Annotated in this window: 19 protein-coding genes; 13 read left to right on the forward strand and 6 right to left on the reverse strand. The window is 36.5% G+C overall.

What is annotated here, in order from left to right; genetic code table 11:
• Positions 1-53: 53 nt before the first annotated feature.
• Together DDY94_RS12225 and DDY94_RS12230 are read right to left on the reverse strand one after the other, a co-directional pair.
• Positions 54-671 (reverse strand): thioredoxin family protein, encoded by a 618-nt coding sequence (locus DDY94_RS12225; protein WP_111684406.1) that lies wholly within the window; start codon positions 669-671, stop codon positions 54-56.
• 42 nt (positions 672-713) lie between these two features.
• Positions 714-1,262, reverse strand: coding sequence for a TlpA disulfide reductase family protein (locus tag DDY94_RS12230; protein ID WP_111684407.1), 549 nt, complete (start codon positions 1,260-1,262; stop codon positions 714-716).
• 231 nt (positions 1,263-1,493) lie between these two features.
• On the opposite strand from DDY94_RS12230, the gene DDY94_RS12235 reads away from it, so the two are divergent.
• From DDY94_RS12235 to DDY94_RS12295, 13 genes are all read left to right on the forward strand, one after another.
• Positions 1,494-2,894: an anthranilate synthase component I family protein gene (locus DDY94_RS12235; protein ID WP_111684408.1), complete on the forward strand. Its 1,401-nt coding sequence runs from the start codon at positions 1,494-1,496 to the stop codon at positions 2,892-2,894.
• Position 2,895: 1 nt separating this feature from the next.
• Complete coding sequence (locus DDY94_RS12240; RefSeq protein ID WP_111684409.1) at positions 2,896-3,462, forward strand: anthranilate synthase component II; 567 nt, start codon at positions 2,896-2,898, stop codon at positions 3,460-3,462.
• Between the two features lie 82 nt (positions 3,463-3,544).
• Complete coding sequence (locus tag DDY94_RS12245) at positions 3,545-3,901, forward strand: four helix bundle protein (protein ID WP_111684410.1); 357 nt, start codon at positions 3,545-3,547, stop codon at positions 3,899-3,901.
• Between the two features lie 22 nt (positions 3,902-3,923).
• Positions 3,924-4,916: an anthranilate phosphoribosyltransferase gene (trpD, locus tag DDY94_RS12250; protein ID WP_111684411.1), complete on the forward strand. Its 993-nt coding sequence runs from the start codon at positions 3,924-3,926 to the stop codon at positions 4,914-4,916.
• A complete protein-coding gene (gene trpC / locus DDY94_RS12255) occupies positions 4,913-5,701 on the forward strand; it encodes an indole-3-glycerol phosphate synthase TrpC (protein WP_111684412.1) in 789 nt (262 codons plus the stop codon). The genes trpD and trpC overlap by 4 nt, the downstream gene beginning before the upstream one ends.
• A 22-nt stretch (positions 5,702-5,723) precedes the next feature.
• Positions 5,724-6,338, forward strand: a complete 615-nt coding sequence (locus tag DDY94_RS12260) for a phosphoribosylanthranilate isomerase (protein ID WP_232817869.1) — start codon at positions 5,724-5,726, stop codon at positions 6,336-6,338.
• The gene (gene trpB, locus DDY94_RS12265; RefSeq protein WP_111684414.1) at positions 6,322-7,503 is read left to right on the forward strand and encodes a tryptophan synthase subunit beta; all 1,182 of its coding nucleotides are present in this window, start codon (positions 6,322-6,324) and stop codon (positions 7,501-7,503) included. The genes DDY94_RS12260 and trpB overlap by 17 nt, the downstream gene beginning before the upstream one ends.
• Positions 7,504-8,595 (forward strand): carbohydrate-binding family 9-like protein, encoded by a 1,092-nt coding sequence (locus DDY94_RS12270; protein ID WP_111684415.1) that lies wholly within the window; start codon positions 7,504-7,506, stop codon positions 8,593-8,595. It abuts the gene before it with no gap.
• Positions 8,592-9,683 (forward strand): family 10 glycosylhydrolase, encoded by a 1,092-nt coding sequence (locus tag DDY94_RS12275; RefSeq protein ID WP_111684416.1) that lies wholly within the window; start codon positions 8,592-8,594, stop codon positions 9,681-9,683. The genes DDY94_RS12270 and DDY94_RS12275 overlap by 4 nt, the downstream gene beginning before the upstream one ends.
• The gene (gene trpA, locus DDY94_RS12280) at positions 9,670-10,434 is read left to right on the forward strand and encodes a tryptophan synthase subunit alpha (RefSeq protein WP_111684417.1); all 765 of its coding nucleotides are present in this window, start codon (positions 9,670-9,672) and stop codon (positions 10,432-10,434) included. Before DDY94_RS12275 ends, trpA begins: the two co-directional genes overlap by 14 nt.
• A 21-nt stretch (positions 10,435-10,455) precedes the next feature.
• Positions 10,456-10,908, forward strand: coding sequence for a tRNA (cytidine(34)-2'-O)-methyltransferase (locus tag DDY94_RS12285; RefSeq protein ID WP_111684418.1), 453 nt, complete (start codon positions 10,456-10,458; stop codon positions 10,906-10,908).
• 90 nt (positions 10,909-10,998) lie between these two features.
• Positions 10,999-11,409, forward strand: a complete 411-nt coding sequence (locus DDY94_RS12290) for an EF-hand domain-containing protein (protein WP_198658953.1) — start codon at positions 10,999-11,001, stop codon at positions 11,407-11,409.
• A gap of 95 nt (positions 11,410-11,504) precedes the next feature.
• Positions 11,505-12,422, forward strand: coding sequence for a YitT family protein (locus DDY94_RS12295; RefSeq protein ID WP_111684420.1), 918 nt, complete (start codon positions 11,505-11,507; stop codon positions 12,420-12,422).
• Here the strand turns inward: DDY94_RS12295 and DDY94_RS12300 are convergent.
• The 4 genes from DDY94_RS12300 to DDY94_RS12315 form a co-directional block, all read right to left on the reverse strand.
• Positions 12,391-13,044, reverse strand: coding sequence for a uracil-DNA glycosylase family protein (locus DDY94_RS12300; protein WP_111684421.1), 654 nt, complete (start codon positions 13,042-13,044; stop codon positions 12,391-12,393). The two genes, DDY94_RS12295 and DDY94_RS12300, sit on opposite strands and share 32 nt — an antisense overlap.
• The gene (locus DDY94_RS12305; protein WP_111684422.1) at positions 13,044-13,769 is read right to left on the reverse strand and encodes a hypothetical protein; all 726 of its coding nucleotides are present in this window, start codon (positions 13,767-13,769) and stop codon (positions 13,044-13,046) included. Before DDY94_RS12305 ends, DDY94_RS12300 begins: the two co-directional genes overlap by 1 nt.
• Positions 13,770-13,800: 31 nt before the next feature.
• On the reverse strand, positions 13,801-14,559 hold the full coding sequence (yaaA, locus tag DDY94_RS12310; protein ID WP_111684423.1) for a peroxide stress protein YaaA: 759 nt from the start codon (positions 14,557-14,559) through the stop codon (positions 13,801-13,803).
• An 84-nt stretch (positions 14,560-14,643) separates the two neighbouring features.
• Positions 14,644-15,675: an RluA family pseudouridine synthase gene (locus tag DDY94_RS12315; RefSeq protein WP_111684424.1), complete on the reverse strand. Its 1,032-nt coding sequence runs from the start codon at positions 15,673-15,675 to the stop codon at positions 14,644-14,646.
• Positions 15,676-15,678 lie beyond the last annotated feature (3 nt).

The raw sequence follows: 15,678 nt of genomic DNA on the forward strand, positions 1-15,678 counted from the left end.
GTTACACTCCGGGTTCAATATTTAACATTATTTCTTTGAAATAGCTCTGTTTGCTATGATTTCACCTTGATTGAACAACCAATTGCTCTTGTTTGGTCAACTTCGATCGACTTGCCATCTAATAAAGCGTCAACAGCATTTTCTACGTATTTAGTGTTCACTTGTGCAGCATCTTTATAATTATCGTCAATCGCTCCGATGTACTTCACTACATTGCCTTCTTTTTCTTTTTGTAGTATATAAACATGTGGTGTTTTTGTTGCACCATATTGCGGATAGATCTCCTGACCCTCATCCATTAAATAAGGAAATGTAAACCCTTTGGCTTTGGCTCTCGCTTTCATGGCTTCCATATTATCTCCAGGCTTAATATCTGTATCATTTGGCATTATGGCAACAACAGGATATCCTTTATCTGCATACTTTTTGTTTAAAGCCTCAATTCTATCCTCGTATGCTACTGCGTATGGACAAGTGTTACAGGTAAATATGACGATAAATCCTCTTGCATCTGTAAAATCTGCAAGTGATACCATTTTACCATCAATATTCATTAGGCTAAAATCTGTAGCTACATCTCCAACCTTATAACCGGTTCCATCAGATTTAATTGTAAAGGCCGTCGTCGTAATTGCTACCACCAATACTACTAGTAATTTTAATGTTCTCATTGTTTTTAAATTTAGGTTTTGTGTTTTATGTTAATTGCTCAACTAAGGAGTTAAAAATTGCTGTAATTCGGTTTCAAGTTCTTCTAATGTAAAGGACTGTTCGTAAAAATTACGCTTATCACCCTTGTAAATAATAGTTGCTGGTAATGCACCAGTCCAGTTTTCATTTATCGCCGGAATCCATCTATTCTGATCGACATCGTCAAAAGCTACAACCTCAGATTTTAATCCATGCTTTATCATAAAAGGCTTCAACTTTGAATCGTAGTTTCGAGGAAAATCTAGGCTTACCAGCAGTACTTCTACATTTTGATCTGCATATTTTTCATTGATCGTTTCAAAATAAGGTAACTCCTTTACACAAGGTGCACACCAAGTGGCCCAGAAATTTACAACATGAACATTGTCATCAGACTTATTGATCAGAGGTTCTAAACCATCGTAATCATAAATTCTCAAATCGATTTCAGACTGCGCATTAAGATTAACGACGTCTTCTTCTACAACCGCAGCCGAATCCTTTTCTACCTTGGCCGTCTCATTTTTACAAGACAACAAGCTCACCAGAACAATGAATAATATTCGCTTCATGCTATAAAGTTATTAATCCATTTGCAGTCGATTTAATAATTAACAAAAAATTAATTGATTTGCTTGAATTTAAATATTTTCATTTCTATATTTGACATTCAAATGAAAACGATAATAAACAATACTTGGTGGTGGAATTTCTCAAACTTATGTTCGTGAAATAATCCTTGGTATCTATAATATAAAAAGAGGCTTGTCATTCACGACAAGCCTTTTTTAATTCAAAAGTGAATGAAAACATTTAGTTTATATACACATTACAAAAAAATTCTTGCGGATACGATAACGCCAGTTAGTATCTACCTTAAGATAAGAGACAAATTTCCAAATAGTATCTTACTTGAAAGTAGTGACTACCATGCTAACGATAATAGTTTTTCTTACATCTGTTGTAATCCAATTGCCTCCATTCAGGTTAATGAAGGAATCATTTCTCAAACTTATCCTGACGGGAGTTCAAAAAACAACTTTGTAGATACTGTAGGTGTAGTTGAAGAAATTCACAAATTTACCCAGCGCTTTAAAGTCGATTCTAACAAAGAATTTAAATTTATAAATAATGGCATCTTTGGATACACTGCTTATGACGCTGTTAAATATTTCGAAGACATTGATATCTCCAAAAAGGAGCATGCAATTGATATTCCAGATATTTACTATGCGGTTTACCAAAATATTATTGCCATTAATCATTTCAAAAATGAAGCCTATATTTTTGCTCACTGTTTTGATACCGAAAATAATATTGATGAGATTCATCAACTCATTCAAACCAGACAATATGCTTCCTACAGCTTCAATGATGAAGGCGACATAAGTTCTAACCTTTCTGATGAGGAATACAAGGAACAGGTGGAACTTGCCAAAAAGCACTGTGCCAGAGGCGATGTGTTTCAACTTGTACTTTCGAAACAATTCTCACAAAAATTTAGTGGCGATGAATTCAACGTGTACCGCGCCCTTAGAAGTATTAATCCTTCGCCATATTTATTCTATTTTGATTACGGGAATTTCAAAATATTCGGCAGTTCGCCTGAAGCGCAACTGATTGTGAAAGACAACAAAGCAGAAATTCACCCAATCGCTGGTACTTTCAAGCGAACCGGAAATGATCTTCAAGATGCTGAACTCGCCGAAAAACTGATCAATGACGACAAAGAAAATAGCGAACATGTGATGCTAGTTGACTTGGCCAGAAATGATCTTAGTAGACATAGCCATGATGTCACAGTGGAAAATTACAGGGAAGTTCAATTCTTCTCGCATGTCATCCATTTGGTAAGTAAGGTGACCGGAATAAAGCATAAAAATGCAGACACCATGCAAGTGGTTGCTGATACTTTTCCTGCAGGAACACTTAGTGGTGCGCCAAAACATATGGCGATGCAATTGATAGAACGTTACGAAAAAACAAGCAGAGGATTTTATGGCGGCGCTATAGGATTTATGGATTTTGAAGGGAATTTTAACCATGCCATTATGATTAGAACTTTCCTTAGTAAAAACCACCAATTGTTCTGGCAAGCTGGAGCTGGTTTGGTAGCCAAATCAAATCCTGAAAATGAATTACAAGAAGTATATAATAAGCTAGGTGCTTTAACTAAGGCCATAGAATTAGCAAAAGATATTTAATATGAAAAAGATATTAGTTATTGATAATTACGACAGTTTCACCTACAATTTGGTACACTATCTCGAGGATCTCTATTGCGAGGTAACTGTAAAACGAAACGATAAACTCACAATTGAAGACGTAGAGCCATTTGAAAAAATTGTACTGTCACCAGGACCTGGAATTCCGGATGAGGCAGGCTTATTAAAAGAAATCATTGCCACTTACGCCCCAACTAAAAGTATCCTAGGAGTTTGTTTGGGGCAACAAGCGATTGGTGAAGTTTTTGGAGGTTCACTGGTAAATTTAGATAATGTATATCATGGTGTAGCTACTAACGTAACGCTATCTGTTGAGGATGAAAATCTTTTCAACGGATTAGATAAAACGTTCGAAGTTGGTCGGTACCATTCGTGGGTAGTAAGTAATGACCTCCCTGAAAGTTTAGAAGCCACCTCCTATGATACTAATGGACAAATAATGTCCTTACGTCATAAAGTGTACGATGTGAAAGGTGTTCAATACCATCCGGAGTCGGTTTTAACGCCCAATGGAAAAAAAATATTAGAGAACTGGGTGAATAGTTAGTTTCTGATTTGATGAGACAAGAGATAGGAGATGAGAGATAAGAGATTAGAGATCAGAGACAAATTAGATAAAGTAGCATAGAGTGAATAATTATAAGGAATTAAAGGTCTGGCAAAGGTCAATGGAATTGGTTGAGAATATTTACAAAATAGGTACCATGTTTCCTTCTGAAGAAAAGTACGGTTTGCTGAGTCAAATTCAGAGAAGTGCCGTTTCAATTCCATCTAATATTGCTGAAGGTGCAGGACGAAATTCCGACAAAGAATTTAAAAACTTTTTAAGTATAGCCTATGGTTCTAGTAATGAATTAAACACACAACTTTTGATTTCTCAAAGAGTTGGCTACTTAAAAAAAGAGGATACAATCATAATTTTTAATCAGATTGAAGAAGTTCAGAAGATGTTATTTTCATTAATTAACAAATTCTCAAATCTATAATCTTAAATCTTTTATCTTTTAAATGAAAGAGATATTAAACAGACTTATAAATCAAGAAAGCATTTCTAGCGAAGAGGCTAAAAACGTGTTGGTTAACATTTCAAACGGTGAATACAACCAAAGTCAGATCGCTTCTTTTTTAACAGTGTATATGATGCGAAGTATTACAATCGATGAACTTCGTGGCTTTAGAGATGCCCTTTTAGAATTGTGTATTCCTGTTGATCTCGATGGCTATAATACCATTGATCTTTGCGGAACCGGAGGAGACGGCAAAGACACATTCAATATTTCTACCCTTTCTTCCTTTGTAGCTGCAGGCGCAGGCATAAAAGTCACCAAACACGGTAATTACGGCGTATCTTCAGCTTGTGGATCTTCAAATGTAATGGAAGAATTAGGGATAAAATTTTCAAATGATATAGACTTCCTAAAACGAAGTATTGATGAAGCTGGGATTTGTGTTCTACACGCTCCTTTATTTCATCCTGCGATGAAAAATGTTGCACCGATCAGACGCGAATTAGGTGTTAAAACTTTTTTCAATATGTTGGGACCCATGGTAAATCCTGCCTTCCCAAAGAATCAAATGGTTGGTGTTTTCAATCTTGAATTACTTCGACTTTACGGTTATCTATATCAGGAAACTGATAAAAACTATGCTGTGGTTCATGCACTCGATGGTTATGATGAAATTTCACTAACAGGAAAAACTAAAGTCATTTCAAATACTTCTGAAGTTTTATTCTCGCCTAAGGATCTCGGTGTAGATCAGATAGAACAATCGGAAATATTTGGTGGTAACACGGTAAAGCAAGCTGCAAGGCTATTTAACAAAATTATTAATGGTAAAGGCACAAAAGCCCAAAACAATGTTGTTTGCGCCAATGCTGGCTTGGCCATCGCCACTGTTAATCAAATATCGCACAAGGAAGGTTTTGAATTAGCTAAAGCCTCTTTATTAGGAGGAAAAGCAAAACAGAGTTTGAATCAATTAATAGCCTTAAGTCAATGAATATTTTAGACAAAATAGTTGCAGATAAGCGTAATGAAGTTGCCTTGAGGAAATCCTTGATTCCAACCAATCAACTTGAGGCGTCAATACTATTCCATCGAGAAACGTATTCTTTGTCGAATGCGCTAAAAAACAGCACTTCCGGAATCATAGCAGAACACAAAAGGCGCTCACCTTCAAAATCGGTGATCAACCAAAATTTAAATGTTCAGGATGTAGCATCGGGTTATGAAGCAGCAGGTGTTTGTGGGATGTCGGTCTTAACAGATGGTAAATATTTTGGTGGTGCTTTGGACGATTTGTTACTAGCTCGAGCTAGTTTAAAACTACCGTTACTACGAAAAGAATTTATAATTGACCCCTACCAAATTATTGAGGCTAAAGCATATGGTGCGGATGTTATTCTTTTGATCGCTGCAATTTTAAGCAGATCGGAAATCAAAGAATTTTCAGAATTGGCAAAAAGTTTAAATCTTGATGTCTTACTTGAAGTTCATAATGAGGAAGAATTACATAAGTCTATTATGCCTTCATTAGACATGCTTGGTGTAAATAACAGAAATCTGAAAACTTTTGAAGTAAGTCTAGATACCAGCAAACAATTGAGTTCAATAATTCCAGACGACTTTGTAAAGGTTTCAGAGAGTGGAATAAGCTCGGTGCGTGCAATTAAAGAATTACAAACTTATGGTTACAAAGGGTTTTTGATTGGTGAAAATTTTATGAAAACTGATAACCCTGGGCAAAGTGCCAAGGCATTTATCAACCAACTAGAACAAAAGTAAAATGAAATTAAAAGTCTGTGGAATGAAATATAATACTGCTCAGGTGGCTCAATTGCAACCCGACTACCTAGGCTTTATATTTTATGAGCAATCACCACGGAATTTTAAAGGTGAAATTCCTGAGATCCCCAAATCCGTTAAAAAGGTTGGTGTTTTCGTTAATGAAACACCAGACAAGGTTTTGGAAAAAGTCAATGCATATCAACTAGATTTGATACAATTACACGGAGAAGAAACACCAGAATACATCAATGATCTAAGAAGATTATTTGTTGATTCAGGAATCATATTTCCTCAGATCATCAAAGTTTTTTCTATAAAAGATGAATTTGATTTTAGTGTATTAAAGCCTTTCGAATCTATAGTAGATTATTTCCTTTTTGACACTAAAGGAAAACACCCTGGCGGTAACGGCTACACCTTCAATTGGAATGTATTGCAAGCATACCCATCTACTAAACCCTATTTTTTAAGCGGTGGAATTGGACTGAACGAATTAAAAAGTGTTCAATCTTTCCTCAGTAAACAAGAGTCAGAATATTGCTATGCCATCGATGTCAATAGTAAATTTGAAATCGAACCAGGCTTAAAACATATTAATGAATTAGAAAAATTTAAAAATGAGTTACAACATTAACGAAAAAGGATACTACGGCGAGTTCGGCGGGGCGTTCATTCCTGAAATGCTCTATCCTAATGTAGAAGAACTACGACAGAATTATTTGAAGATTATGGCAGAACCTTCTTTTCAGGAGGAGTTTAATCAACTTCTGAAAGATTACGTGGGCAGACCTTCACCACTATATTATGCCAAGCGACTTTCAGAAAAATACAATACCAAGGTTTACCTTAAACGCGAAGATCTAAATCATACTGGTGCGCACAAAGTAAATAATACGATCGGACAAATATTAATGGCAAAGCGTCTTGGTAAAAACCGAATCATTGCTGAAACAGGCGCAGGACAACACGGTGTGGCTACGGCTACTGTGTGCGCGTTAATGGGAATTGATTGTGTAGTTTATATGGGTGAAATTGATATTGCGCGTCAGGCGCCAAATGTAGCGCGCATGAAAATGCTCGGCGCTGAAGTTCGTCCGGCGCTATCGGGTAGCCGAACACTTAAAGATGCAACCAATGAAGCCATCAGAGATTGGATCAATAATCCGGTAGACACCCATTATATTATTGGTTCTGCCATTGGGCCACATCCTTATCCGGATATGGTGACTCGTTTTCAGTCTATAATTTCCGAAGAAATCAAATGGCAACTCCTAGAAAAAGAAGGCCGCGAAGCACCAGATTATGTTGTGGCATGTATTGGAGGAGGAAGTAATGCTGCTGGGACCTATTACCATTTCCTGGATAATGAAGATGTAGGTATTATCGCTGTAGAAGCTGCTGGTAAGGGCATTCACTCAGGTGAAAGCGCTGCTACGTCTGTGCTAGGTAAAGAAGGTATTATTCACGGTTGTAAAACCTTATTGATGCAAACCAACGACGGACAAATAACAGAGCCGTATTCTATTTCGGCCGGATTAGATTATCCGGGTGTTGGTCCTCTTCATTCCCATTTGTATAAATCGGGGCGTGGAGAATTTTACTCGGCTACAGATGACGAGGCCATGACTGCTGGTTTAGAATTAGCACAGCTTGAAGGTATCATTCCTGCTATTGAAACGAGTCATGCTCTAGCAATTTTCGAGTATAAAACATTTAAACCTGAAGATATTGTTGTGATCAGTCTATCTGGTCGAGGCGATAAAGATCTTCAGAATTATATTGATTATTTCAAACTGTAAATGAAATATTGGATCTATATTTTTAGTTTCATGGTTTGTGTTTCGTGCCAAACATCCCAGTCAGAAGTTATAGAAATAGCGCTGAGTGATGACATTGTTATACCTAAACATTACATTGTCACTAAAACAACAGATTCAATAATAATTGATGGGAAAGCGAGTGAGCCTAGCTGGACAAAAGCTGAATTCACTGATAAATTTATTGATATTGAAGGCGAAAAAATCCCAAAATACGATACACAAGTAAAAATGCTTTGGGACGATAACTACCTCTACATTTATGCGCAATTAGAAGAACCTCATATATGGGGAACATTGACAGAACGCGATGCCATTATATATTACAACAACGATTTTGAAGTATTTATTGATCCTTCTGGAACGGGTTATGGTTATGGCGAAATTGAGATCAATGCACTCAATACAGTGTGGGATCTTTATTTAAATAAACCCTACAGAGTTGGTGGAAATGCTAATTTTGAATGGAATTTAAATGACCTCAAAACTGAGGTGTATTGTTTTGGCACTTTGAATAATCCCAACGATACGGATTTCTCATGGACGGTTGAAATGGCCATTCCGTTAAAACCATTTATTGCACTCAAAAACCGACCTAAAACTATTCCGAAGGAAGGAGAACAGTGGCGTGTTAATTTTTCTAGAGTGCAATGGGACCATGATATTATCGATGGTAAATATTATCGTAAAAAAGAGGACGGCAAATACCTTCGAGAGTATAACTGGGTTTGGAGCAATCAAAAGGTGATTAATATGCACGAACCTGAGAAGTGGGGATTTCTTCAATTCACGGAATCAAATAACGTTGAAGACGTTTCATTTATAAATGACGAAGATCTTGAAGTAAAACAAGTAGCATTTGCCTTATTCCGAAAGACAAGATATGGCGACTTAAAGTACTTGCTAGATATTCCTCAAGGAAATGCCCGAAATGTCACTGCTAAGTTTACCGAAACAGAAACTCTTGAAGCAACATTTTTTAAGACCAATTTCGGATTTGAATACGAACTTAGATCACCAAAAACTGAAAAGGTTTATTATATTAATCAGGAAGGAAAACTAAAAGAATTATGAAATATGTCATCATCATTTTAGGATTAGTCTTTTTCACTTCCTGTAATAATAAACAACAGGAAGAATTAGAACCTGCAGTATCTCAGCGTTTCACTTTTGCCACATGGACAAATCCTGGCGGCGAATTTGATAGTGAAAAATGGGAACGCAAATTAAACACATACGACTCCCTAGGGATTTCAGAAATCTTGGTTGGTGGTTCTCCTGAATTTTATCGTGAATTGATTCCGCTCGCAAATTCAAAAAATATAAAAGTTCATGCTTGGATGTGGACCTTAAACCGACCTGGTGATACTATTGCCAACAAACATCCTGAATGGTATGCCGTAAATAGAAAAGGCAAAAATTCCTTGGAATATAGAGCTTATGTTGATTATTACCAGTGGTTAAGTCCATTTCACCCTGAAGCAAGAGCACATATAAAAAATAATGTTCGAAAGCTAGCAGAAGTAGAAGGATTGGCCTCAATACATTTGGATTACGTTCGCTATGTAGACGTTATTCTTGGCGCTGATCTACAACCGAAATACGGTTTGGTTCAAACTACAGAATTGCCACAATTTGATTATGGCTACCATCCCATTGCAAGAGAAGGATTCAAAGAAATTTTCGGCAAGGACCCCATAGATTTTGAACACCCTGAATTAAGTACCGAATGGCGCCAATACCGATTGAACGCTGTGTCGTCATTGGTTAACGAATTGGTAGAAATAGCACATGCAAAAAATCACAAAATGACTGCCGCAGTATTTCCATTTCCTGAAATGTCAAGGCAAATGGTAAGGCAACCCTGGGACGATTTTAATTTGGATGCAGCCTACCCTATGGTTTACAATAATTTTTATCGTGAAAATGTGAACTGGATTGGCTTTGCCATTGAGCAAGGTGTCAATAAAGTTGATTTCCCAATTTATGCAGGTTTATATAGCCCTGCCTTGCAAAAACCTGAAGATTTAGAAAAAGCCATACGATTATCAAAAGTGAAAGGTGCCAAAGGCATTTCAATATTTACAGCAGACAATCTGAATGATGAACAAAAAGCGATTTTTGTTAAGATGAAAAAAGAATTTGAAAATGAACAGAATTAATAAGAAACTAAACGAAGACAAAAAACTCTTATCTATATATTTTACAGCCGGTTACCCAAGCATCGATGATACGGTAGGTATTATACAAGACCTTGAAAAAAGCGGTGTCGACATGATTGAAATTGGTCTGCCTTTTAGTGATCCTCTTGCTGATGGGCCAACCATTCAGGAGAGTTCTACGGCTGCGCTCAAAAACGGAATGACTACTGAAAAACTTTTTGATCAGATCAAAGACATTAGAGATACAGTATCAATTCCTTTAATCATAATGGGTTACTTTAACCCAGTATTACAATACGGTGTAGAAGCTTTTTGTAAGAAATGTGAAGACATCGGAATCGATGGGCTTATCCTTCCTGATCTTCCGGCTGATGTATATGATGAGCATTACAAAGCCATCTTTGAAAAACACGGTCTTATCAATGTGTTCTTGATAACGCCTCAAACTTCAGACGAACGTATTCAGTATATAGATTCTATTTCCAACGGATTCATTTATATGGTGAGTTCAGCCAGTACTACTGGTGCTAAAAGTGGTTTTGGAGACGAACAAGCTAATTATTTTAAACGCATTGATGCCATGAAACTTAAAAATCCGCAAATCGTTGGTTTTGGCATTTCAAACAATGAAACCTTTACTCAGGCAACAACTCATGCAAAAGGTGCAATTATTGGAAGTGCCTTTATAAAGCATGTTACTAATAACGGTACGGATAAGATTGATGATTTTATAAAAACCATATTAAACTAAGATTAATTTCATTTTCTAAGTATGGCACTGAACATTGTTCTTATAGAACCCGAAATCCCAAATAATACCGGAAATATCGGTCGGTTGGCCTTAGCTACAGGTTCTCGATTGCACTTAGTAAAGCCCTTCGGATTTGAAATAGATGATAAACGACTAAAGCGTGCCGGATTAGACTATTGGCAACACTTAGAAGTGATTTATTACGAGTCTACGGAAGAATTTTTTTCAAAAAATGCGAATGCTGAAATGGTCTTTTTATCGAGTCATGGCACCCAATCGCATTGGGATATCACTTATAAAGATAATATGTTTTTAGTCTTCGGAAAGGAGTCGGTTGGATTGACCAAACCACTTATCAAAAAACATGAAGACAAACTCTTCAAAATTCCTATGTATAGTGAACATATTAGAAGTCTCAACCTAGCAAATGCGGTAAGTATTATTGTGTATGAAGGTTTGAGACAACTAAAATAGAACTTGAATTAAACCTTTTTCAAACCTTGAAGTCCTAGTAGTGTTCATTAATTAAAAACACGATATATTATGATTTCAAAAACATTAAAAATGAGTTTATGCCTTGTGGCATTATGTGCTATTAGCTTTACGAATGCACAAGATCGCGGTGGCAAGAAAAGAGGAAACCCTGAGAAGATTTTTCAAAAACTAGATGCTAATGGTGATGGCGAACTTTCATCTGAAGAGTTTAAAGATCAACGCCAGCGCGAAGATCTAAAACAAGAAGTTATGGACGAACGCTTTAAGGCTTTAGATTCTGATGCTAATGGAACTGTATCTTTAGAAGAATTTACGACACGAAAAGAAGTTTCAAAAGAAGAACGCATTCAAAAACGATTTGATGTGATGGATGCTGATGGCAACGGAACTATTGATATTGCAGAATATACTGCTTTTGTTGAAAGTTATGAAGGTCGACGAATGAAACACAAGCGTCGTAAATCTCACAAAGACGACTAATATTAATAATCCTCTGATGTTCTCAGAGGATTTTTTTTGCTTGAGTTACATTATACGATTTTGGTTTTGTATCTTTTTGGAAACAAAACCAACACTTGAAAAGTTCGAAAACCTTCAAACAGATTTCAGAATACGGCCAATTATTATTAGGTATTGTTCTGGCTAGTATAGGCTTAAAAGCCTTCTTATTACCCAATGGATTTTTAGACGGCGGTGTCACCGGAATTGCTCTACTGGTGCGTACTCAGGTTGATATCAACATATCTTATTTACTCATTATATTTAGTATTCCGTTTTTAATTTTAGGTTACTACACAGTATCTAAACGGATTGTAATTAAGTCTATAATAAGTATTCTAGGTCTAGCATTATTCATCTATTTTGAAAACTTTGAGACCATTACCGATGATAAATTATTGATCTCTATTTTTGGTGGGCTCTTTCTAGGTTCTGGTATCGGTATTTCCATTAGGAATGGTTCTGTACTCGATGGCTCCGAAATATTGGGTGTGTACCTCAACGATAAATTTGGGATAAGTATTGGTCAGATCATCTTGGTCTTCAATATAATATTGTTCAGTATTACCGCTTTGGTTCTCTCCGTTGAAGTCGCCCTCTACTCTATTCTTACTTACATCGTTACTGCAAAAGTAACCGACCTCATTATTGAAGGATTTGAAGATTTTATTGGAGTTACTATAGTGTCAAAAAAATATGAGGCTATAGAATTGGCTATTATGGAAGAACTCGGTACAGGCATGACACTTTACAAAGGTACTCGTGGCGTAGGAAGTTCTGGTAAACAGGAAGATTTTGATATCATTCATACCATCATCAACCGTATTGATATTAAGAAAATGTATCGCATTGTTAACCGAATTGACGAAAAAGCCTTTATCGTAGAGTTTGACGTGAATACTGTAAAAGGTGGCGTATTAAGACATTACTTAGATAAGAAAAAGAATAAGGTAATTCCAAAAGTCACAAATACTCGCGATACTGCATCACCCTAAAATCGAAGGTATTAAAGTCGGGATTTTTAGCTTTCATTTGCTTGTATAAAGGCAGCCTGCTTATTGAAATATTAGCTGCTCCAGATCCTGAAGTTAACGACACTGTTTTTATGATTCGTTCATTCAAAAGAAACTGGTGAATTCTCGGAACTTCGTTATTGATTACTTCCAATTTCAAATTGTATTCCTTCAAATGCCTTCTGAAAAAATATTCTGGTCCGTTTTTGCTATTTCCACCAGTGAATAATATCGTTTCAATATTTTGATACTGTTTTAAATAACCAATCACGTCTCTAAGTTGAATATTTTTCATCCCGAGATCGGATGCATCAATCTTTTCGCGCTCAGCACTTTGTACAATATCGCAAACCCCAATTTTATGTTCAATCAAAAACTGTTTACGCTGTTCAACTGCTTCTTGAGAATTATCGAATCGCAATTTAAGATTGTGGATTTTATCTATAAACAACCACAGTGAATTGTAATAGCTGCCATAGCAGAAATCAACATCCTTTTCTAACAAATCTCCTGTTGAAAATCGCGGAGGTGGCAAAGTACCAACGATTAGTTTTTTGGTATCTGCCTGAATAAATGGTTCATAAGGATGCTTGTGAAAGAACATTACAAGGACTTCAGAATACGCTCAACTTCGATAATGGTAGACCTATAAATTCGTCTGTTAGGTTTTGTCATATGGGCTGCTTCCGAAGAAATTTCTTCCAGTAGTTCTTTGCCTTCGGAAGTTCTATTATTTTCAATGTAAAACTTAGCTAATTCTAAACGCTCATGATAATTTGAATACGGCCTATCTATCTGTTTTAATTGAATTTCGGCATCATCGATTCGACCTAATTCTTTTAAGGCCAATCCGTAGCAAAATTGTTGCTTCGATCCTTTGAACTCAGAGGTATTCACAATTTTTTCAGCTTGCTCTAAAACGCCCTGATAATCTTCAATTTGAAAATAACATAAGACCATTTGCTGCCTGGCATAAAGTTCATTTTGATCCGTATCTTGAAGCGTATGTTTGTAGTTCACTATGGCGTTTGGCATATCACCATTTTCAACATGAGCATCGGCTAAAGCAATTCTGTTAGTATAAGAATCTGAAAATTCTAAAGCCTTTTCGAGGTCCCGTATTTTCTTCGTTGGATTAATAATTGCCGTAATTTCACCTTGAATTTTTTCCGCATCGCGCTTATTATAAATATTGGTGATGAAATAGATAATTGGACCAACGACTGGAATGAAGAATACCAGAAAATACCAATAATAGGGTTTTCGATTTTTATAAATATGATACAGGCAATACCCTTGGAGGGCAATAATCAAGTAATATCGAATCATGAAAGATTTGTTAACTTTTTAAAGATAACAACTATCTCACAAATACCAATTCTTTTTCAGTAGATAACTCGTCGCTAAAGCCGTAACCTTCGTAATCAAAGCCTTTAATATCTTCAATGGTTTGGGCATTAGTTTCTATAATATAACGCGTCATTAAACCGCGTGCATACTTTGCGAAGAAACCGATCATTTTATACTCACCATTTTTGAATTCTTTAAAGCTGGCAGTGATTACTGGCACCTTCAAGACTTTTTTGTCTATGGCTTTAAAATATTCGTTACTGGCTAAATTCAAAAATAACTCACCGTCCTCCAACTCCTCGTTTAAGGATTGAGTCACCTTCTTTTTCCAGAAATCATAGAGGTTTTTGTTACGACCTACGGCCATTCTAGTACCCATTTCTAATCGGTAAGGTTGAATGAGATCTAAAGGTTTCAATACACCATATAATCCTGATAGTATTCTTACGGTATCTTGTACTTGTTCTAGCTTCTCAGTATCTATAGTGTAGGCATCTAGTCCACGGTAAACATCACCGTTGAATGCGTATAATGCTTGTCGGGCATTGTCGGCAGTAAATGGTAATTCCCAAGACTGATTACGCTCGTAATTCAATTGACCAAGATCTGCAGAGATATTCATCAGCTTAGATAAACTTCGAGCTGACTTCTTTTTTAACAACTTATTTAAACGCTGAGCTTCGGTTAAAAAACAACCTTCAGTGGTTTTGGTCGTTGGCACTTCGCTTTCAAAATTTAAAGATTTCGCTGGTGATAATACGAGTTTCATAATCAGTTTTTTTATTCTCTTTCAAAGGTACAAACAAGTAGTTAGTTGTTCAACCACCTTTAACAAATAAAACTAATAGTACTATTAATTATCTTGATGCTTGGCGTAACCGCGCCACTTCTCAATGCATTGCTCCATGTCTTCTGGAAGCTCTGTAGAAAAACTCAGCCATTTTCCAGTGGAAGGGTGTTCAAAACCTAGCGTCTTTGCATGAAGTGCTTGTCTGGGTAAAATTTTGAAACAGTTCTCGACAAACTGTTTGTATTTGGTGAAGGTAGTTCCCTTCAATATCTTTTCGCCTCCGTAGCGCTCATCATTGAATAATGTATGTCCTATATGCTTCATGTGCACGCGAATCTGATGGGTACGCCCGGTTTCGAGTTTACAACTTACCAGCGTAACATATCCAAATCGCTCAATAACCTTATAATGCGTAACAGCCGGTTTTCCTTTATAGGCTTCATCGCCTTCATAAACTGTATTCTGCAACCTATTTTTTGGATGACGCCCTATATGTCCTTCGACGGTACCTTCGTCTTCATCTACATTCCCCCAAACCAAGGCTAAATACTCACGTTCACTGGTCTTTTCAGCAAATTGGTTTGATAAATGTGCCATAGCATTTTCGGTCTTGGCAACTACTAATAATCCACTTGTATCCTTGTCGATACGGTGAACTAGACCTGGCCGATCACTTGAGTTATTCGGGAGGTTTTCAAAATGAAAAATTAGTCCGTTAATCAAAGTCCCTGAGTAGTTTCCATGACCTGGATGTACTACCATGCCTGCGGGCTTATTCACCACAAGTAGCTCGTCATCTTCGTACACGATATCAATAGGAATATCTTCGGCAACCAATAAATATTCATGTGGTGGATGTTCAAACTTTACGGTGATGTGATCGTTTGGTTTTACCTTGTAGTTCGACTTTACAGTCTTTCCGTTAACAAATATGCTCCCATCTTTTGCTGCTTGCTGAATCTTATTGCGCGTAGCATTTTCAACAAAGCTCATTAGATATTTATCAATACGCAAGGGCTGCTGACCTTTCTCTACTTTGAAGGCATAATGTTCGTAGAGTTCATCCTCTTCAGAAATATCACGAATATCAGTCATTGT

The sequence above is a fragment of the Winogradskyella tangerina genome (assembly GCF_003260205.1).
GTDB lineage: Bacteria > Bacteroidota > Bacteroidia > Flavobacteriales > Flavobacteriaceae > Winogradskyella > Winogradskyella tangerina.